The 21,705-nt window shown below is 46.5% G+C and carries 12 protein-coding genes, 1 pseudogene and 2 CRISPR repeat arrays; of the genes and pseudogenes, 7 read left to right on the top strand and 6 right to left on the bottom strand.

The window, feature by feature from the left end; translation table 11 throughout:
* Positions 1-319: 319 nt before the first annotated feature.
* The gene (cmr4, locus tag RIM23_RS11440) at positions 320-1,255 is read left to right on the top strand and encodes a type III-B CRISPR module RAMP protein Cmr4 (RefSeq protein ID WP_446367143.1); all 936 of its coding nucleotides are present in this window, start codon (positions 320-322) and stop codon (positions 1,253-1,255) included.
* Between the two features lie 319 nt (positions 1,256-1,574).
* Positions 1,575-2,653: direct repeats of the CRISPR family, unit length 36 nt; unit sequence GTCCCCACTCGCTGGGGAAACTATTGGAATGGAAAC.
* A gap of 126 nt (positions 2,654-2,779) precedes the next feature.
* Here cmr4 and RIM23_RS11435 read toward each other — a convergent pair.
* The 5 genes and pseudogenes from RIM23_RS11435 to RIM23_RS11415 all read right to left on the bottom strand — a co-directional run bounded on the left by RIM23_RS11435 (position 2,780) and on the right by RIM23_RS11415 (position 8,440).
* Positions 2,780-4,660, bottom strand: a complete 1,881-nt coding sequence (locus RIM23_RS11435) for an RAMP superfamily CRISPR-associated protein (RefSeq protein ID WP_446367141.1) — start codon at positions 4,658-4,660, stop codon at positions 2,780-2,782.
* A 156-nt stretch (positions 4,661-4,816) separates the two neighbouring features.
* Complete coding sequence (locus RIM23_RS11430) at positions 4,817-5,308, bottom strand: hypothetical protein (protein ID WP_446367139.1); 492 nt, start codon at positions 5,306-5,308, stop codon at positions 4,817-4,819.
* 271 nt (positions 5,309-5,579) lie between these two features.
* A CRISPR array of direct repeats spans positions 5,580-6,423; the repeat unit is 36 nt; unit sequence GTTTCCATTCCAATAGTTTCCCCAGCGAGTGGGGAC.
* Between the two features lie 326 nt (positions 6,424-6,749).
* On the bottom strand, positions 6,750-7,031 hold the full coding sequence (gene cas2, locus RIM23_RS11425) for a CRISPR-associated endonuclease Cas2 (protein WP_446359982.1): 282 nt from the start codon (positions 7,029-7,031) through the stop codon (positions 6,750-6,752).
* A 186-nt stretch (positions 7,032-7,217) separates the two neighbouring features.
* A pseudogene (locus RIM23_RS11420) lies at positions 7,218-7,445 on the bottom strand (CRISPR-associated endonuclease Cas1); the annotation flags it as partial.
* 500 nt (positions 7,446-7,945) lie between these two features.
* Entirely contained in the window at positions 7,946-8,440 is a 495-nt protein-coding gene (locus tag RIM23_RS11415) for a hypothetical protein (RefSeq protein ID WP_446359984.1), read from the bottom strand.
* Between the two features lie 366 nt (positions 8,441-8,806).
* On the opposite strand from RIM23_RS11415, the gene RIM23_RS11410 reads away from it, so the two are divergent.
* The 3 genes from RIM23_RS11410 (at position 8,807) to RIM23_RS11400 (ending at position 11,093) form a co-directional block, all read left to right on the top strand.
* A complete protein-coding gene (locus tag RIM23_RS11410) occupies positions 8,807-9,436 on the top strand; it encodes an RNA polymerase sigma factor (RefSeq protein WP_446359985.1) in 630 nt (209 codons plus the stop codon).
* A gap of 87 nt (positions 9,437-9,523) precedes the next feature.
* Positions 9,524-10,276 carry a hypothetical protein gene (locus RIM23_RS11405; protein ID WP_446367137.1) on the top strand — a complete coding sequence of 251 codons (753 nt, stop codon included), beginning with the start codon at positions 9,524-9,526 and terminating at the stop codon, positions 10,274-10,276.
* Between the two features lie 643 nt (positions 10,277-10,919).
* Positions 10,920-11,093, top strand: coding sequence for a hypothetical protein (locus RIM23_RS11400; protein ID WP_446359987.1), 174 nt, complete (start codon positions 10,920-10,922; stop codon positions 11,091-11,093).
* 172 nt (positions 11,094-11,265) lie between these two features.
* Here the strand turns inward: RIM23_RS11400 and RIM23_RS11395 are convergent, their stop codons facing one another.
* Positions 11,266-12,909 (bottom strand): CPBP family glutamic-type intramembrane protease, encoded by a 1,644-nt coding sequence (locus RIM23_RS11395; RefSeq protein ID WP_446367135.1) that lies wholly within the window; start codon positions 12,907-12,909, stop codon positions 11,266-11,268.
* Between the two features lie 341 nt (positions 12,910-13,250).
* Between RIM23_RS11395 and RIM23_RS11390 the strand changes: the two genes are divergently transcribed.
* The 3 genes from RIM23_RS11390 (at position 13,251) to RIM23_RS11380 (ending at position 21,540) form a co-directional block, all read left to right on the top strand.
* Positions 13,251-14,603, top strand: a complete 1,353-nt coding sequence (locus RIM23_RS11390; RefSeq protein WP_446367133.1) for a histidine phosphatase family protein — start codon at positions 13,251-13,253, stop codon at positions 14,601-14,603.
* 165 nt (positions 14,604-14,768) lie between these two features.
* Positions 14,769-15,524 carry a Uma2 family endonuclease gene (locus RIM23_RS11385; protein WP_446367131.1) on the top strand — a complete coding sequence of 252 codons (756 nt, stop codon included), beginning with the start codon at positions 14,769-14,771 and terminating at the stop codon, positions 15,522-15,524.
* A 244-nt stretch (positions 15,525-15,768) separates the two neighbouring features.
* Complete coding sequence (locus tag RIM23_RS11380) at positions 15,769-21,540, top strand: GAF domain-containing protein (protein WP_446367129.1); 5,772 nt, start codon at positions 15,769-15,771, stop codon at positions 21,538-21,540.
* The last annotated feature ends 165 nt before the right edge of the window (positions 21,541-21,705 follow it).

The following is a 21,705-nucleotide window of genomic DNA, read 5'->3' as shown; positions in this document are numbered from 1 at the left end:
TTAAAAGCTTTGTTACGGGGTCTCAAGCCCTAAGATTTTTAGCTTGGTTTTCGCTTGCGTTCATTATAACACAACAAAACCTGGACAAAATATCCAACAATGTCCAAAAGTGTCCAGCTTTTTAGTTACAGTTACTTCCCCTATCGTGTTGAGTGTTGAATGTTTCCGACTTTGCCAGTAATACCAAATCTGGGGAACGCTACCCCCGTTATAATCAAGTCCGCGCAGGCGGACTTTGTTTGTGTAGCAGCGATTTCAATCGCCATGACTATCGCCATGACTCCCCTGTTGCCTGTTGCCTGTTGCCTGTTTTCTCATTATGAATCAAATTCACTACCTGTATTTATACCTTCTTTCTCCTTTACATACAGGAGGCACCACCCAAGAGGGAAACTTGGTGGGAATTGCCCGTGAATCTCATACCAATTTACCCTATATTCCCTCCTCCACGATTCGTGGGCGGCTGCGGGCGAGTGTCAATGATGAGGCGCTACGGGTGCAGTTATTTGGTCCGGAATTAACGGATATTAAAAGTCCCACCGCTAGTGAGACGAGTCCGAATTTGAGTCCGGAATCGTCTCAATTAGAACAGGGAGATATTTGGTTGGGCGATGCTTCATTATTATGGTTACCCGTGTCTTCGTTGAGTCATGGCGTGGTGTGGATTAGTTCTCCGATGTTACTGCGTCGATGGGCAAGGTTTGTGGCAGATTTATCGACTATTCCAAACCCCTACAGCACGAATTTGGTATCGGAAACCACAGAGAATCCCCGACCGATTTATTTGAAGGATGCGATAATTAAGGATAGTTTACAGCCGTGGTCGAATTGGCAAGCGTTTGTTCCCCAGGCTGAGAATCAGAGTGAAATTCAGCGAGTGTTATTGTTACCTGACCAGCATTGCAGTACGTTAATTCAAATGAGTTTATGGCGGCAAGTCAAGATTAAGTTAGATGCCCATAAATCCGTTGAGGGAGGGTTTCGCTATGAGGAGGCGATTCCACCGGATACGTTAATGTATGTGCCGTGGGGGGTAACGTCTCAAGTTAATAGTAAGGCGACAACGAAACGGGGACAAGAGTTGGCGAATCGCCGACAAGGTTTAGCCGAGGGGTATGGGATGTCGTCTACGGAGAATGGGGTGGATTTAGCTAGGGGTTTGTTTGAATTGTTGCTTGATGAGGAGGAACGGAATATTCTCCAAATTGGGGGACAGGAAAGTTTGGGACGGGGGTTTGTGCAGCAGTTTCGTTAGGGAATAGAGAGGGGGAGAGGGGGAGACGCGGAGACGCGGAGACGCGGAGATGGGGAATAGGGAACAGTAAGGAATGTCCTAACTTACCAAGGTAGCTGCTATACAAATGACAAAGGACAAATGACCAATGACCAATGACAACCGACGCTCAAGCAAAATGGCTGAAAGGCTGATTATTTCGTTATGAGCGTCGGTCGCTTGTCCTGTAAGGGTTTCAGCGATTTTTTCTGCCGGATTTGTCGGATTTTTTCGGTCAAAATTGGTGAGCGTCGGAAACTGCCTCTAGACCTCAAACAGGGCAAGGGTTTAAGATGAGGCTGTCCCCACTCGCTGGGGAAACTATTGGAATGGAAACTTGCTTCGCGGCTGTTTCAGATAGTCCTTGTGTTACATAAGTCCCCACTCGCTGGGGAAACTATTGGAATGGAAACTACTATTAGGTTGTTTATCTGTGCGACCTTCTTTGTTTTAAGTCCCCACTCGCTGGGGAAACTATTGGAATGGAAACTGTTATGTAAGAAAAAACGAAAACGCCCTAAATCTGGTCCCCACTCGCTGGGGAAACTATTGGAATGGAAACTTTCCCGACGGTAAATCGGTAACACAATCGATTCATATAAGTCCCCACTCGCTGGGGAAACTATTGGAATGGAAACCAGTTGATAACTTACTCCGACATCAATAGCCAAGTCGTCCCCACTCGCTGGGGAAACTATTGGAATGGAAACTTTTTCAGCGAGTTGCTGATTGTAGATGATGGTCAGTAGGGTCCCCACTCGCTGGGGAAACTATTGGAATGGAAACTTTTAAAACAATGTCTTTATTGCCCCAGGGGGTCTTGACTGGTCCCCACTCGCTGGGGAAACTATTGGAATGGAAACATAGCCATTGAACGTGACGGAACCCTCGCCAGCAAAGTCCCCACTCGCTGGGGAAACTATTGGAATGGAAACGCCAACCAGCACAATGCTGCTCAGGTGCAGGCTCAAGTCCCCACTCGCTGGGGAAACTATTGGAATGGAAACTCTGCCTAAATAAAATAGTCGTGTCTTTTTTGACAGTCCCCACTCGCTGGGGAAACTATTGGAATGGAAACTTAATTCCTGCATGGCATAAAGACTTGCCTGTTTATAAGAAGTCCCCACTCGCTGGGGAAACTATTGGAATGGAAACAGCATCTCTAGAGGCATAATCAATATCTCAACTCATCACGTCCCCACTCGCTGGGGAAACTATTGGAATGGAAACTTTACAAGGAGTCTGATGAACAAGCTCAAGCGACTTACTACAAGTCCCCACTCGCTGGGGAAACTATTGGAATGGAAACTTGTACTGGGGTAGTAAATCAAAGACTGTTTGAGCGTCCCCACTCGCTGGGGAAACTATTGGAATGGAAACTCCGGTTGTAATGAAATTGTTTGTAGTAGGCACTTTAGTGCCTTAAAATGGCTTATTTACAAGCACTAAAGTGCTGACTACGAACAGGTTCATATAAAAATACTGAATCTTAGAGTTCCCTATTTCCTATACAAGGCGAAACGACTCTTGAGATTCACGCTGCAAGCGTCTCAAATACTCCCTACGGGGGTCATGAGTGCTACCAAATACCGTTACCACTTGGTAACGTTCAAAATCAGCAATCCAAATCGGAGAGGGAATCGTATCACCATCATTCCCCGAACCGCCACATAAATTCCTCGCCGCGTCAGAATTGCGACCATTTAACTGATGGAAATACTCGTGCAATATCTCCAAAGCATAGGGCTTTCTCTTACCATTTGTGCCAGAAACCCCCCAAATCTGACAATCAGCATCCACAGCTTCCGCCCATTGATCAGCACTCACTTGAGTCACAGATAGGATTGATCGCCTGTCTATAGGTTCAGCCGTCAGTTCCGCCAACGCTTGGTCGAATTGGTGCAGTCGGTGTTGAAAAGCCGATTGAAATAGGGATAAAGTGGCAGGGAGTAAACCAAACCCATCTTCACCCTCTAAAATTAGGCAAGACCCGCGTATCCTGGGATTACTGTTGCGTTCGTAATAGGGACGTCTCGCGCCTTGACCCACACCCCCTAAACGAAAGGCTAACCAACACAAATTCTCCATCAATTTCGCGATCGCGCAGTGATGGTTTAGGGGGGCGGCTGGGGAATATGCCATCCGGAAAATCCCCACCTGTTCGTGATCCTTTTCCCGTTCTTCCGGTGTCTCCACGGCGTCCACTTTCACCCAACCATAGTTTTTCGGGTCAATCGCCCCCCATAACCTCGCCTCCCAGGTTTTTACCCTCTCCACAGGCAAAACCCCTAAACTGAAAGCGCGGAACCAATAGCGCACCATGGACTTAAAAGCGATGGGTCGAAATTCGGCTTCGGAGTAGTCGTTGAGTTTTAACTGTCCCTGACGGTTTCGTTCCCAGTCCCCGGTTTCACGGTTTCGTTTATAGGGTTGAAAAGGATTCCCCAATCGTTTGATACCATGAATCCCCTGACCCTCTACAATAAACCTAATCCGCAAGAATTCCTGGGGTAAAGACAATTGGTCAACCGCCTGATTGGATTTCACCAAACGACCATAACCACTATTCACCTGAGAACCAATACCAGCGCTTAACCCCGCCATCAACCACTTCGCCACCTGTTTACAAATCTTCGCCCCCTGTTCACCCTGAACTCTGGGTAAAATCCCAATCAGAAACGTTGGTTGTTTAAGGGAGAAAAACAGATTGGGATTCGGATTATACTCCAGGGTATCCCCATCCCACGACCAAAGCGAATTCGCCATATCCAGCGCCAATCCCCCAGAGGGAGTGTCCGGTTGAGGTATAGGATAAGCATCTAAAAAAATCACCTTAGCCATCCGATCCTGCGGCTGTTGTGCATCCAAAGCGCCAAAATAAGCCATTACTCTGTGGTCAGCCTCTCGCATCGCTGCTGTCTCAGCGGCGTCTGGCGTCCTATCGGATCGTAGCTGAAATTTTTTGCGCGATCGCGATTTAATCCCTTGCCATGCAGCATGTCGGGCGACTCCCCGTAGCGTCGAAGCCGGAATATACGGCATACCCAAGGAATCAAAGGCAGGGAGTAAAATACTCTCAGGACCGCGATCGCCGCCCACGCGAATTCGCCAGGGACAAGTTACTTTCAATAAATAACCCTTTCTTGCTTGGGTAATTTGGCGGGTGCGTTGGTTTAATTTCGTCAGATGCTGGGCGTAATTAGCTTGGGTTTCGGCGATTTGCAGCAGTTGCAGTTTGCTGTCATTATCCCGTTTCTTACTGCTATTATCTACAACCGGACTCGGTTCACGCATCCAGCGCAGATAGTCCACAAAACTAGCGCTAGGGTCTGGGTCATCTTCGGGTTGAATTAACCAAGGAGAGGGAGGGGGTGGTTTGTTGGTCATGGGTCAATCAGTAGGGTCTGCTGAATAAGTGTTGTGGTGAGGCAGAGGACGCTCCAGAGGGGGAGACGCGGAGACGCGGGGAGGCAGGGGACGATATCCGAAGTGCCCTTTTCAAGGGGGACGACTTAGGTATCCCAATCTCAATTAACATCACCATTATTCTTGCCCTGAAATATCAGGATAAACCACACTTGCCCAAAAGCTAAACTCTTGTGCTACGGCTAATCCCAACCCAGTTAATCCTAAATAGTCATCCGTGTTCATTGCCGAAACTTTTAACTGATCTAGGGTCAGATTGGGGGTTAGGGATAGGGTTTCCAGACAGCGAAAAAATTCCTGAATTACTTCTCGTTTCCCCTCCTGATTTCTAGCCGCTTTTTTTTCGACAGAGAGTTGGTCAGGGTGGGGGTCTGGGGGTTTCACATTACACAAGGCAATTTCTTCTGCCCGAAGACGCATCAGACCCCAGGTGGAAAGGTAAGTATAGAGTTCAACTGCCTGATTTTTCTGTTCTTTGAGGTGATTACGGTATACCTTGTTACTGATTTTTGCATCAGCTAAGGCTTGGTCATAGCGCGATCGCAACTGAGTTAATGCTTCGTAAACGGGAGTACCAAGGGTGCGTGGGTCAAAGGTGGTAAAGGACATGGTTTAGTAATGGGGAATACGGGGGAACGGAGAACAGGAAATTCTTAAAAACCTCTATTTAAGAGGTTTATGTATTAAATTACCTTCATTTTGTTGATTTGCCATCATCTGAAATTATTTAAGCTGTTCGCCATTTAAACCATAATGTCAAGAATTGCGAGATCCTTGTAGTGCGAGCATCTTGCTCGCTACTAATACCCAATTTAAATGCATTACAGCTTATTGTCTGGAAGTCGCAAAAACCCCCCATTAGTCTGAGTGCTGATGGGAGGTTTCCATTCCAATAGTTTCCCCAGCGAGTGGGGTCTTAGGGTGTCGAGTTCAAACAAAAACGATGATTCCTGTTTCCATTCCAATAGTTTCCCCAGCGAGTGGGGACTCCATCACAGGCTGGTGAAGTTTCTGTCAGCTTGAATGGGGTTTCCATTCCAATAGTTTCCCCAGCGAGTGGGGACTTCTACACAATTAAGTGTCGCGACAGATACAATTCTGGTTTCCATTCCAATAGTTTCCCCAGCGAGTGGGGACTTCACCGCCGCGTAGTCGAACTATATCTCTTGAAAGTTTCCATTCCAATAGTTTCCCCAGCGAGTGGGGACTATATCGCAGAAAATCTGACCGATTTGTCTTTATATGAGTTTCCATTCCAATAGTTTCCCCAGCGAGTGGGGACGAAGAACAGTGTCGTCAAGCTGTGAAAAAATCCGAGTTTCCATTCCAATAGTTTCCCCAGCGAGTGGGGACATCAAGGAGATGGTCACAACGCGCTGCTTTTAGAACGGTTTCCATTCCAATAGTTTCCCCAGCGAGTGGGGACATTATCGCCTGCTAAGGTCGCAGAAAATACCGTTCAAGTTTCCATTCCAATAGTTTCCCCAGCGAGTGGGGACTTGAGGTGGACTACTCCAATCCTCAAGATGGTACTTGTTTCCATTCCAATAGTTTCCCCAGCGAGTGGGGACTTGATTGCACAAGCTACCCAACCCCCTGCTATTGTTGAGCATGTGTTTCCATTCCAATAGTTTCCCCAGCGAGTGGGGACGACCCCCAGGATACAGATATGACCGGAGAGTTATCTAGTTTCCATTCCAATAGTTTCCCCAGCGAGTGGGGACAGCCTCATCTTAAACCCTTGCCCTGTCTGAGGTCTAGAGGCACTTTCCGACGCTCACCAATTTTGACCGAAAAAATCCGAAAAATCTCCCTGGAAAAATCGCTGAAACCCTTACAGGGAAAGCGACCGACGCTCACAACGAAAGAATCAGCCTTTCAGCCATTTTGCCTGAGCGTCGGTTGTCATTTGTCATTGGTCCTTTGTCCTTTGTATAGCAGCTACCTTGGTAAGTTAGGACATTCCTTACTGTTCCCTATTCCCCATCTCCGCGTCTCCCCATCTCCCCATCTCCGCGTCTGCTTCACTACCAACCCTATTACCGAATCCCTATACCACAAAACTTCCAGGCGCTTGCGCTACAGTCGGTCCAATTCCCCAAGTTTCCACCTGCGCCAGGGTATGCCGAGATAAAGGATAAAATCGCAGACTATCTTCAGAAAGCTTAACCTTTTTCTGCAGTCGCGATTTTAACTCATTAAACTTCTTCTGACTCAACACCAACTCAAACACCGAATATTGTACCCGTTGACCATATCCCTCCAATAAATCCGCAATTTTTTTACGCCGCTTATCATCTGGAATATCGTAAGCTATCACATAAAATAACATGAGTGTCTTTTAAGTAAAAATTCAAAAGTCAAAAGGCAAAAGAAAATAATTGAACTTTATAGCAGTAGACACATCGATTAGGACTTTCTGAACTGTTGTAGTGGCGTAACCCAGTTCGTAGTGAGGGCTTTAGCCCTGTAAAGCTAGACGGAGCGAGAACTAAAGTTCTCACTACAAACAAAGCCCTATTCGCCCGTAACAGTAGCCCATGCGAGACAGATAAGCAATGGGAATATTGCGCCACAAACAAGCCCGGATGGCTTGGGTGGTGAGTTGGGATTTGCCAAAGATTAAAAGTTGTTCAATCAGAGGTAATTTCACTTGAGCAAAAAGAGTTTCACCTTGTTTAATCATCAAGGTTTCGCCTTGGAGATTAACGTAACAGCCAGATTGAAAAACATAGAGGGTTTTCATGGTTCAATATAATTCGACTCGTTTCTTTACTCCTTTAGTGACAAAGTTCACAGTTTTGTGACAACTTAACGATTATAGGACTTACGCAAAGGTTCTAGGGGAGACGCGGGGATGGGGAGACGAGGGGACGCGGAGATATTTTTATTAGGGGTGTTTGACCGGACATGATATTATTTGATGAATTAGAATTACGCCCCAAAACCGTAGGGGCGCATGGCGTGCGCCCGATTCAATGGTAAAGTCTATTCCACAATTTTAGCTGTGCCACACCAGTAGTGGCTCGGCACACCTCATTGGGTGGATTAGGCTGATGAAAAGAAAACTTGTATTGAGGCTAAAGCCCCTACTACGAACCTACTCTATTCCACATACGACTTAACAGATTGACCGAGTAAGCTGTTGTGCATTAAAACTGTATATTATTCAGTTAGCAAGCAAGCCGTAAAACCCTCTCCCCATCTCCCCTTCCCCGCGTCTCCCTGTCTGTCTCAACCAGCAAATTAAAAGCGTGACAGCCTACCTGTATCCCCATACTCGGCTCTTTTTGACTCAAGCAGTTCCTTAACGCTCTGAGGCAAAGAAGTAAATTTACCATCAATATCCCCATCATATAATCCTTGACGTTGTAACGAGGTTTGCAACTCCTTCAAACAGTTTTGTTGTCGGATTTCCCGAGTCTGTTGGAGAAGTTGCTCACACCATTGCCGATCTAACAATTGCTTTAACTCATCCTGTTGATAGTTGATAAAATCTTCGTTAATTAATCCCAATTCATGAGCTAAAATATGGTCAGCTTCGTCAATTAGAAACTCAAGCCAAGAGTCGGCTTCAGCCTGCTGGAGAATGTTACTCAGACGTTCCGCCTGGGAGTGGGTGAGTTGGCGTTTAGATGCCAAGGTGAGATATTCATCAATTAAGCCAGCATATTGTAAAGATTTGTGAATGAGTACCTCGTCGCTCATCGATTGTTCCTCACTGTGCGTTCCCATAATCATGATCGTTCTCGTTGTTTTGAGCTAATTCCACGGTCAGACAAGCGTTCCGTAGGGGGTACAATACTTAAATTTGGATAAGTCCAGTGATTAGTGTTTGAGTCTGTCGGTTCGTGACAGGATTTTCCCTAAAAATTTAGTAAAGATGTGGCGCTTTCGATATTCCATCAGCCTGAGAGTCAGGGAGCATGTCACCGCCAGTAGGTTGGTAGTGAAGGAGACGCGGGGACACGGGGACACGGGGACACGGGGAAATTTTTATTAGGGGTGTTTGACCGGACATGATATAACAATCAAAAGATGGAGCAAAACTGTCACAATCGTTACGGCTAGTTCACTAACGGTTGGGAAACGTTTGTGAAGTTTGTTATGACAGGTGCTCAATCCCCCAAGTCATTGTCTTCCCCAGAAGATGCGATCGATGCAGCCGTGACAGAAATACTCGAAAAAAATAATCCTCATGCTTATTCCACCCTCACCTTTATTCACAGAAGCCTCATGCAATATAACCTAGCCAGCCGAGTTGAACCCTACGAGGTTCTCAATGAGGCTTATGTTAGGGGAAAAGACTATATTCATTCTGGGGGAAGCATCCGCAATGCCCACGCTTGGTTAAAAAGTACGTCTCTCAACATTATTCGAGAACTCAGCCGTAAGCACCAAAAAGAACAGTCTATCACGCCTGAGTTGATCGAATTAATCCCCAGCTTGGTTCACTTGACTGATAGTACACTGACACCGCAAGATCTAAATCAGAGATGGAACGCCCTTTTAGATGCCTTAAATACCCTGAGTCGCACAGAGCCAGAAGGAGTCCGGCTGTTGTGCTTAAAAGCTCAAGGACTTTCCTGGAAAGAGATTCGCACTCATCTGATTCAACAGGGTACAGCCGTGAAAACTGAGTCCACATTGCGCCAGAAAGCCTGTCGCGCTAAGAAACACCTGCGAAAACTCTATCATTCCCAAAGGATTGATACCGCCGACTTGCTGCTTCCTTGACGGCGGTTTTTCATTGCAGCAACAGAGATTTGACCCTAAATTAATGATAGGTTGAGAGTACCGCACGATCTTGCTGCCGTAACTGATATGCCAGACTTCTCATTCCTTTCCCTGATTGTGGCGCAAACCCCTCCAACCCCGATACCATCTCCTGATTTAGAGTTAATTAAACAGCAGATGGAGTTTTTCAAAGATGCCAATAGCCAGTTGACAGAAAGTTTTAATGCATTTATTGGCACTCTTAACCTCGCCTTTGTCATCATGGGAATATTTCTAGGAATTTTAGGCATTGTCGGCACATTCTTCTACGGAAAAACCCTCAACGATATCAAGCAATCTGTTAATAACATAGTTGACCAAGAAGTGAATCGAATTGTGTCACAAACAATTCGCGCCAAGGTGGATTATCTCCAAAAAGTGCTAGAACGAGAAGAAGTGATTGGCTGGATCACCATAGATTATCTCTTACCCACCAATCAATCTGTGCGACCACCCCAGGAATTCAAACTGCTGCAAAAACGGGGATTTCAGGACGTAAAAATTCGCTACCGAGTCCCAGACAGCCGTCGCCGTAGTCGGGATATTTTAGTCTTAGATTTAGTTAATCATCAATTACCGGACTCGGAAATTGTCACCGTTATTAATCAGGTAATAGATAATTTAGCGCCAACATCTGTTTTAATCGTTTATGTCAGCGGTATCTCGAAACCCGTTGAGGAACTTAAAAAGAGTAAGAAAGTCGAGTATTACACTGTTGCAAATAACCGCATCTCCCTGATCAGTGCAGCCGTGAATTGTGCTTACATTGCCGATGCTTTACGTCAGGGAGATGATCTTTGATATCCAGTTTTTGAAGGCTGACGGGGGGAGGGGGAGACCTGACAGGTGTAGGTTTTTTACTTGAGGGTGGGGACAAGACTTGGAGGACAAGGAAGGAAAGTAGACAAGGGGGAAAAACCGTACAAAATTTTGTTCGGTCAAGCTAACTTCTAAAAGCCGAAACACCCTATTTTTCGTTCTCACTCTTCCTTGTCTACTGGTCTACCCGTCTTCCTTGTCTTACCTAAACCCCAATCTTAAAAAACCTACCCTTGTGAGGAGGGGGAGACGCGGTGACGCGGGGACGGGGGACAGGGAGACGCGGAGACGCGGTGACGCGGGGACGGGGTGATAAAAGGAACTCGTTAAAGTAGCTTTGACAGTCGGCTAGTCAGCTTTGAGTGAGAATGGTTTTATTGGCAAACATTTATCCGAAAATTCACCACCATTCTGCCTTTTATACAAGTCGCGATCGCGCCTACTAAATTTTGTCCGATTTATCCTATCGAAGGATTGAACAGCGATAGAATGTGGGTTAAATAATACATCTTCCCGTTAACAGCGGTGGGTTACGGCTGATTGTTCATTGAATGGCTATCGCTTCGGTTTAAATTCCGCCTAACCCACCCTACGTTTTTGAGATCCAAGCACCATTGTAGAGACGTTGCATGCAACGTCTCTACTCCTCGATCTGATTAAGCACTACCGCGACATTGACTTCGATGCGTCGCAAATGCACCTAACCGATGCTGAAGTGAATGCGATCGCGAAACTATTTATCCAGGAGTTGACTCGAAGCATCGACGGAAAACTCATCGCTGACGCTGCGCCATGGTGAAGAGATGGAGACTCAACACTCAGTTGGGGCGGGCGCGAGTGATATCAGGGTGACAACCTTCCCGTTAATAGTAAAACCCGCCCCTACATTTGGAAAGGGCGGGTTTTGAACAAAGGTTAGTATCAATAGCGAAACGAAAGCCCATAAACCCGCCCCTACAAACCATACTCCCTCAACTTCCACCACTGCCTAAAATAATCAAACTCAATAACGTCCCACTATTCCAGAGACTGTGAACGATCATAGGCGCTAGAAGATTGCGCGATCGCGTGTACACGACTCCCAATACAATTCCTAATGTGGCGAGGGGTAAGACTTCCGACAGACTCAGGTGTGCGATCGCAAAGATGAGACTACTGGTCACAATTGCTCCCCAAACAGGCATATAGCGCGTTAACGAAGGTAATAAAAACCCTCGGAACATAAATTCTTCAAACAGGGGTGCAGCAATGCAAGCGGTGCTAAAAAATATCACGATAGCAACTGTATCCTGTCCTTCTAGCACCAGAGAAAGAATCGGATTACTCCCCCCTTGCCCCTGCCATAATTTTTGGTTAATCAGTGAGACCAAAATGACCAGAGGTAGAGCCACAAGATAGCCACCTAAGCCCAAAAGAATCCCTTTCCTGCGGAATTTAATCTGAAACCAATCCTCTGGCAAAGGGAAAAAATGCTTGATTGAAAGGTAAAGTACTCCCAATCCGGCGGCGGCTAGCAAGACATAACTCATTAAAATATAGAAGGCTTGCATCCGTACTGTGAAATTAGCCGGCTCAAGCTGGAACACGACCAGAAAAATTGGCAGGATAAAAATAGGAAGGAGGATTTGACCAATAAAGAAAAAGCCGAGAATCAAGACTTGCCAAATCGTTTCTCCATCCCAAGGCGTATCCCAAGGCATATCGCTGTTGGTGGCTAGTAGCGATCGCTCTCCTTGAAGTAGCCACTGACCTAGCAAAAATAGCAAGAGTCCCACCCCGACAATACCCCCAATTCCGGGAATGGCACTAATGAGAGTTAACTTAAGCAGGGCTTCTTTTGCTCTCTGTTGTTCTTGAGCTTGTAAGGACAATAAAGCATCTTGACGCTGTTGCAATTGATAAAGCTGAAGCAATGCTCGATACTGGAACCAGCTATCTAAATTTCGTTGAATTTTTGACTCAGCATCTGGTAAGATACGGGGTGGATCATGCCAAAGACCTGCTAATACGGCTGCAATTTGGGCGGATGGCGTTGTCGCTGGAGCGGTACTTTCAAGAGTTTCTTGCTCAATCAACTCATTCCATGTCTGAATCGCCACCTCTGTTTTACCCTGTTGAGCTTGCAGCAGTCCCAAGCGCACATTCAGTTCATCAATGAGCTGTTCTGTCTGAGACAATGATTTTTGCAACTGCTTTCGCTGCTGGGAGGTCATCGGAACCTCGTCAATGGGAGCGATTTGCATTTGCGGTTTAGCCAGCTCATCACCGATAGATGTCGCGACATCCTTGTTGGAGGAGAGTTGTTCCAGTTTAGCGATTATTTTAGATTGAGTCGTCTGAGCTGTTTCCAGCACTTGTTCATATTGGTTTTGGGCGTTTTCAAAAGGATTATCACCGAGCAATGCATTCCGCGCTGCTGTCAAATCCTCTTCCCCTGATGTGACTAAACTCTGCCCCTCGGCTGCATGGAGTAACAAATTTGTTTGGTAAAGTTCTAAGCGACTTTGGATTTGAGGTTTACCCCAGCTTTCAACCAAAGAGAGGCTGACTTGTAAGAGTACAGCAATCGTCAGCACTGCCAAAATCAAGCGTTTAAGTAATAACCCAGTGTTCATGAACCCCCCAAAAAAAGTAACAAGTCATAAGTCATAAGTCATAAGTTATAAAAAAAGGTTTAGTAACAAATGTCACTGTTTTTGTTTCAGACGTGATCTGTCGCGTTTTGACTTTTCACGGGAAGTCTTGAAACCCTGTTGATAGGGAAGATACACAATAAAAATTGACAGCTCCCAGACGCGCCATGGCGCGTCTCTACATGCTCCCCCGCCTTTTTGTACAACCGATGTGCGGTTAAACTGAAAATGACCCTGATATTTGAAGATACCCCAAGGATGCTACCAGGATTTGGGTTAATCTGGCTACTATTCATAGATTTAGTAACAGAGGAGCAAAAGGATTGACTACTCGCGTCATTATTGTAAGGCACGGTCAAAGCAGCTATAATTCCCAGCAACTCATTCAAGGACGCTGTGATGAGTCCGTGTTGACTGAAAAAGGAGCTGCCGATGCTCGTAAGGTGGGTGCTGTTCTCAGTAGCCTGAGCCTCGATGCTGTCTATTGCTCTCCCCTCCAACGAGCGAAGCAGACAGCAGAGGTCATTCTACCCTATTTGTCTGGCTCACCCCCTCTCCAGGCAGCAGAAAACCTGATGGAAGTCGATTTGCCCTTGTGGGAAAAAGTGGCTAAATCAGACGCCCAGGCAAAATTCCCGGCGGAATATCGGTGCTGGAAAGAACGCCCGGATGAATTCTATATGGAGATTTCTACGCCGGAGGGAACCCGGAAACATTTTCCCGTCTTGGCACTTTATCAACAAGCGCAGCAATTCTGGCAAGAGATTCTACCCCGCCACCAAGGCGGCACGATTTTAATCGTGGCACACAATGGCATCAATCGCTGTTTGATTAGTAGCGCCTTGGGTATTTCTCCAGCCCGTTACCAATCCATTTTGCAATCAAACTGTTGCATTAATGTTCTAAATTTTACGGGCGGTTGGGGTGAACCTGTACAACTAGAGTCTCTCAATCAAACTTCTCATGTCGGTACGCCTTTACCGACGCCTCGCCCTAATAATAAAGGTTTGCGTCTTCTGCTGATACGTCACGGGGAAACGGAATGGAATCGTGTCTCCCGCTTCCAAGGCGGTATTGATATACCATTAAATGAGAATGGTCGCCAACAGGGACAGCGGGTGGCTGAATTTCTCAAAGATATCCCCATTGATTTTGCCGTTACCAGTCCCATGCTACGTCCCAAGGAAACGGCTGAATTGATTCTCCAGCATCACCGTGGCATTACGCTAGAATTTGAGGAAAAGTTTCGCGAAATTAATCATGGACTTTGGGAGGGTAAGTTAGAGTCAGAAATTAACCAGGAATACGCTGAGTTATTGCATCAGTGGAAAGTCGCCCCAGCTACTGTACAAATGCCCAATGGCGAAAATTTAACCCAGGTATGGGAGAGAGCTACAGCCGCTTGGGATAGGATGATTGAATCAAAAGCTGTATCAGCTTCGACAGAACTGAAAACGGGTCTGGTTGTTGCTCACGATGCGATTAATAAAGTTATTCTTTGTCATGTCTTGGGATTGAGTTCAGAATCATTCTGGAGTATTAAACAAGGGAATGGTGGTGTGAGTGTGATTGAATATGCTCAAGGTTTGGACAAATTACCTGTTGTCCAGGCGATGAATATCACGACTCACCTTTCTGGAGATATTTTCGACCGAACGGCTGCTGGTGCGTTATAACTCCTGAGACATAAGTTTTGACATAGAAGATTGAGGAAAGGGCGACCCAATCGTCTGTAGGGGCGGGTTTTATAGATAATATGCAAGCTAAAAGGGGTAACTTATGTAAACCCGCCCTGTTTCTGGAGTTTTTTATTGTTCTTACCTACTTAGTAGTTGGAAATCATGTTTCAAACCAACCCGCCTCAAGACCCGAAAAAAGTTTTGCCCACAATGTACGACCTCAAGAGTGAAGACCCCGAGGAACCTGGTTTGCCTGACAAATATCATTTACTACAAGCGCGTTTCCTTGAAGATACCTTCTATCCTCCCAACTACCCAACTGATCGCATTTTTGTTGCCAGCGATTTGAATCTTTACTACAATCCACGCCAACCCAATTGCTACAAACGCCCCGACTGGTTTGCTGTAGTGGGGGTTGATCGACTCTACGAACAACGGGATTTACGCATGAGCTATGTGGTGTGGCAAGAAGAAGTTAATCCTTTTGTAGTGGTAGAACTGATTTCACCCGGTACAGAGAAAGAAGACTTGGGACAAACGTTGCGGGAAGCGAATCAACCGCCGACAAAGTGGGATGTCTATGAACGTATTTTGCGCGTTCCCTATTACATCGTGTTTAATGGTCGCACGAACCAGCTAAGAGCATTTCAGTTAATGGGTAGTCGCTACACCGAGTTAGACGTTAGCGAACCGCCTGTGTGGATGAACGATATTCAGCTAGGGTTAGGACTGTGGCAGGGTTTATATGGGGAATGCGATCGCACCTGGTTGCGTTGGTATGATGCACAAAGCAATTGGATTTTGACTCCCTCAGAACGAGAACGACAAGGAGTTGAACGAGAAAGGCGACGGGTAGCGAGATTGGTAGAACAATTGCGATCGCTTGGCGTTGAACCAGATTTGGATTTGGAGGTTTAGTTGTCTTCTGTCATCTGCCTTGTCTCCACTAAAGTTTAAGAAAAAATAAGTTCTCACTTCTGGAGAAGAGGCTGCGGATTTTTTCAAAGTTTGGCAGTATAAAGAAGAGGTATGTGCTGCTAGTGCAGTGTGACGGAAATAGTCCTACAGTTGATCAACAGGAGAGAGAAAAAGTATATAACATCAACTTTACAGCCTTGGAGTTTGTTTGTTCCAGCTACAGCCTGCGCCCTACCCACTTATTATGCAGCCTGACATCACCGCCATTACCTTACCTGCTTTAGAGCATTTTATTGACTATCATCCCCTCACGATTGAGGCTAAAGCAACTCTAGTTGAAGCGATCGCGTTATTAAATCAAGGACAATCCTTGTCGGGGCACAAGTTTGGGCAAATTGCCAGAGAACCGGAATTTTCACGTAGCTGCGTCTTGGTGACTGAAAACTCGGCGTTGATTGGCATGGTGACAACGGGAAAACTGATTGAACTGCTCCTAGCTGGGGTGAATTTCCAAGACACCACGGTGGCTGATGTGATGGTGCGATCGCCTGTTACCTTAACCCGATCCGATTCCTGTCATCTTTTTTCGGCATTATCCCTATTCGATTGCTATTCGATTCATCATCTCCCGGTTTTGGATGAGAAGGGTCAGCTTATCGGTATAATCACATCCAATAGTATTTGTCAAGGGTTACCTGCCCTGAATTTGCTCCAGTCGCAACCTGTAGCGGCGACAATGACGACTTCTGTGCTGCAAGTCCCGTTAACCACCTCTATCCTGGAACTGGCAAAACAGCTAATCGAGGCTAAGGGAAATTGTGCGGTAGTGATTCGGGAAAGGGACATGGGGGATGAAAGGAATGGGAGAGAGTTTAAAAAGAGTGCGATCGCGGAGAACCCATCCTCGGTTTGTGCCAATTCTATACCTGTAGGATTAATTACAGAACATGATTTAATTCACTGTTTGCAACTGTCTGTATTTGGACTGGATTTGTCAAAAACGCCAGTTTCTATGGTGATCAAAAAACCTCTGTTTAGTCTCCATCCCGATGATTCATTATGGCAGGGACTTGAACAGATGCGGCAAGTCGGACAAATCCCTCAATTAGTCTACCAATCTCCGGAAAACCTCCTCGGTATTTTTACTCCAACTGACATCATAAAAGCCCTTAACCCCTTGGCACTGCTAAATCAAGTTGAGCAATTACGAGCCACCATTAGCCAACAAGCCAGCCAACTTCAGCAAACCATTCATGACTTAAGCCAAGCCGAAACGACTCGAGAAAATAGCCATAAGCGTTTGCAATTGATTCAGAAAATTGCCAGCACTCCCACATCAAACGGGAGAGACTGGCAAAGTGAATTCGGTGAGTTAACAGACAGAGACTCAGCCTCCCCTTGTCTTCCCTCCTCCTCATTAGCCGAAATTCCCCGCGATCATCCAATTGAGCCGCCTCAGGTTGCCCACATCGTCAAAACAGCTACAGAACGGCTGGAATTGATTCTTCGCGCCTCCCAGGATGGATTTTGGGATTGGAATATGATGACTGGGGAAATTTATTTTTCTCCCCGATGGAAAGAAATGCTAGGTTACGCCGATTGGGAATTAGCCAATGAATTAGCCTCTTGGGAGAAGGTCATTTTTGACGAGGATCGGATTGCAGCGTTAAAACTGGTTGAAGACTATAACAGTGGTAACGTTGCTCGCTTCAAAGCCATTCAGCGCTTCCATCATAAAAATGGCTCAACTGTTTATATTTTGTCCCGGGCGATTCACCAGAAAGATGCCGCCGATCGAGTGATCCGCATGGTGGGGACTCATACCGATATTACCGATCGCAAGCAAGCTGAGGCAACCCTACAAGCCGAGTATTCCTTTAAAACCCAGCTAATTGAACGGATGGCAGAAGGGGTTTGTGTCTGCCATAGTATTCAGACATATCCCTATATCCGATTTACGGTTTGGAATCAGCAGATGGTGGAGATTACCGGATATACCGTTGAGGAAATCAACCATCGGGGCTGGTATCAGACATTCTATCCCGATCCGCAAAAACGAGCTAAAGCGATCAAGCGGATTGCTCAGATGCAACGAGGGGAGGATTTAGTCGGCGAGGAATGGGAAATCATTCGTGCTGATGGGAGTAACTGCATAATATCGCTCTCCACATCCAGAATCGAAACCCCAGAGGGTCAGAGTCATATCTTAGCCTTAATTCAAGATGTGACGGAGCGCCTGAACGCTGAAACCAAGTTGCAGCAACAAGCCGAACGGGAAAGGTTAATTCGCGCGATCGCGCTGCGGATTCACCAGTCGTTGGAATTGGAGGACATTCTCCATACCACGGTGACTGAAGTGCGACAGTTTCTGCAAACGGATCGAGTATTAATTTATCGATTCAATCCCGATTGGAGTGGAGTGGTAGCGGTAGAGGCGGTTGAATCACAAGAGTTATCGGTATTGGGACAAACCATTTATGACCCCTGCTTTGGTGAGAAATTGGCTGAGCGTTATCGACAGGGTAGCATTCACTTCGTTGAGGATATCTACACCGCCAACATTCAACCCTGTTATCAAGATTTTTTAGCCGATTTACAGGTGAGGGCAAACTTAGTCGTACCGATTTTACAGGGTACCCGATTGTGGGGGCTACTGATAGCCCACCATTGTCATTGTCCCAGACATTGGCAAACCGTTGATATTGACTTACTACAGCAACTAGCCACCCAAGTCGCGATCGCGATTCAACAGTCTGAATTATATCAGCAGTTATCCACAGAACTAACTGAACGTAAACAGGTAGAAACCGCACTGCGACAGCAAGCCGAACGGGAACGGTTAATTAGTGCGATCGCCCGCCGCATTCGTCAGTCGTTAGAATTGAAAGAGATTCTTAACACCACAGTGACAGAAGTGCGGCAGTTCCTGCAAACGGATCGGGTGTTAATTTATCGCTTCAATCCCGACTGGAGTGGCGTGGTAGAAGTCGAGTCTGTCACCGTGAACGAGTTATCGGTATTGGGACGCAGAATTTTTGATCCCTGCTTTGGTGAAAAGTCGGCGGTGCGTTACCAACAGGGTTATATTCACACCCTAGAGGATATCCACACCGCGAACCTTGAACCCTGTTATCGCAACTTTTTAGCCGATTTACAGGTGAGGGCAAACTTAGTCGTCCCGATTCTACAGGGTGCTAAACTGTGGGGACTGCTGATTGCCCACCACTGTCATCTGCCCAGACATTGGCAGTCTCAAGAGACAGAATTGCTGGTGCAACTCGCCACTCAAGTCGCCATTGCTGTACAGCAATCGGAACTGTATCACCAAGCCCAGGCAGATTTAACCGAACGCCAACAAGCAGAAGCTGCATTACAACAGCAACTCCAGCGCTCACTACTGCTCAAACAAATTACCCAAGACATTCGCCAAAGTTTAGACGCGCGACAAATTTTCCAAACCACCGCCACTCAAATTGGTCAAGCCTTTCGCGTCAATCGTTGTGTGATTCATACCTACGTCGAAGAACCTTCCCCACAAATTCCGGTTGTGGCTGAATACTTAGAACCCGGTTACTCGTCCATCCTAGATGTAGAGATTCCCACTCAGCAAAATCCCCACATTCAGCAGGTGTTAGCCGCAGATCGCGCGATCGCCTCGAACAATGTTTACGAAGATCCCTGGTTACAAACTGCTACTTTTGTATGTGACCAGGTTAACCTCAAGTCTATGCTCGTCGTGCGGACATCCTATAAGGAAAAACCCAATGGCGTGATTTGTCTGCATCAGTGTGATCAGTTTCGTCAATGGAGTCATGATGAAATTGAATTACTCGAAGCCGTTGCCGATCAAGTGGGGATTGCCCTTGCCCAAGCCCAACTCCTCGAACAAGAAAAGCGTCAACGCCAGCAATTATCCGAACAAAACCTGGCACTAGAAAAAGCCAAACAGGTTGCCGAAGCCGCTAACTGCGCCAAAAGTGACTTTCTCGCAACCATGAGTCATGAAATTCGCACGCCGATGAATGCGGTGATTGGCATGACGGGACTACTGTTGGACACACCACTGGATCACGAACAAACCGAATTTGCCGAAACCATCCGCCACAGTGGTGAAGCCCTGCTGACGATTATTAATGATATTCTCGACTTCTCCAAAATTGAGTCCGGCAAACTGGAGTTGGAGGAACAACCCTTTAATCTGCGAACCTGCATTGAGGAATCTCTGGATCTGCTGACTCCCAAAGCAGCAGAAAAGGGGATAGAACTGGCGTATCTGTTTGATCCCCAAACCCCCAGCACCATTCGCGGCGATATTACCCGACTGCGCCAGATTATCGTCAATTTGCTCAGTAATGCGCTTAAGTTTACCCATACCGGAGAAGTTACGGTTTCGGTTTCGTCCCAGGTGGTTAGTCCCCCATCATTAGATCACCTCTTGACGAATCACAAGGAACAACAGTATGAAATTTTGTTTGCGGTTAAAGATACGGGGATCGGAATTCCCCAAGATCGTTTAGATCGTTTATTTAAGGCTTTTAGTCAGGTCGATTCTTCCACCAGTCGCCACTATGGGGGTACAGGATTGGGCTTGGTGATATCTAAGCGGTTGAGTGAAATGATGGGGGGCAGAATTTGGGTGGAAAGTGAAGTGGGGAAGGGTTCGATCTTTTACTTCACCATCATTGCCCCAGTCTGTATAATAGATAATCCCAGTCATTTGGATCTCAGGCAACCTCAGCTTGAAGGCAAGCGGATGTTAATTGTGGATGATAATGCCACCAATCGCCGCATTTTAACCCTACAAGGTCAATCTTGGGGTGTGGTTACCCGTGCCGCATCATCAGGGAGTGAGGCATTAGGCTGGCTACAGCAAGGTGAGACATTTGACTTAGCGATTCTGGATATGCACATGCCCGGAATGGATGGGGTAAATCTCGCCTCACAGATACGCCGACAGCCCCAGGGGAAAGAGATTCCCCTGGTTATGTTAACCTCAATCGGCAAGCCGGAAAATAGTGGTCAACTCGAAGAAGCCAAGTTCTCGGCGTTTCTGACTAAGCCAATTAAGCAGTCCCAACTCTATAATGTGCTGATGGACGTATTAGTCGGTCAGCCGGTGAAAGTGCGCTCAGCCTGTGAGATTTCACCGACAATTGATCCGCAGATGGGGTTCAATAGAGCATTGCGGATTCTTTTGGCAGAGGATAATGTGGTCAACCAGCAAGTGGGGTTGCATATTCTGGGGCGCATGGGATATCGGGCGGATGTAGCCGCCAATGGGTTAGAAGTCCTCGAAGCATTGCGCCGTCAGTCTTATGATGTGGTATTAATGGATGTGCAAATGCCGGAAATGGATGGTTTGACCGCGACTGAGCGCATCTGTCAGGAATGGTCACCCCAAAGCCGTCCTCATATTGTGGCAATGACAGCTAATGCCATGCGAGGCGATCGCGAAACCTGTTTAGCCGCAGGTATGGATGATTATATCAGTAAACCGATTCGGGTTGAGGAACTGGTGCGAGCGTTGAAGGGGGTTCCAGAACAATCCAAGAAGCCAGAAAGAGGGCAGAGGCTTCCAGGGAAGGAGCAAGAAGGCAAGGTAGAAGGACATAATCACGGTTTAAACGGACATGATGTTATTGATGCCCAAGCTTTTCAACAATTGTGCGATATGGTCAAAGACGATCATGTCTTAATCCAAGTTATTGATAGTTTTTTGGAAGAAGCCGCCCAGTTATTGGGGGTGATGCACCAAGCACTGGATTCACAGAAAACCACAATTTCACCCCAGACGCTAACCACTTGTCAACAATCTGCTCACAGTCTCAAATCGACCAGTGGCACTGTTGGGGCAATTTACCTGTCTGAACTGTGTAAGCAGTTAGAAAGGGTCAACATTCAAGCTGAAACGGATAATCCACTAAGGTTAGTCATTGATCTATTGACACAAATTGATCAGGAGTATGAACAGGTAAAGGTGGCGTTACAAAATAAACGTCAGCTTTTCATGTGTTGACTCTTGAAGTGCGGAGTCTGGGATTTGACGCTCCCATCGCTAAAAGCGAGGGATTCTCAGTTCAATGAGTGAACTTACCCAAACTAAGTTTCCTTACTTTGAGCAGAGGTTCTTCTCTCCCTGAGCGTTAATTTCTGTTCGCCCAACAGTATTTTTAGTGCTAGA

The organism is Coleofasciculus sp. G3-WIS-01 (assembly GCF_040223135.1).
Taxonomy (GTDB): domain Bacteria; phylum Cyanobacteriota; class Cyanobacteriia; order Cyanobacteriales; family Coleofasciculaceae; genus Coleofasciculus.
The sequence above is the reverse complement of the archived record's forward strand: the minus strand, read 5'-3'. Positions and strand labels throughout refer to the sequence as shown.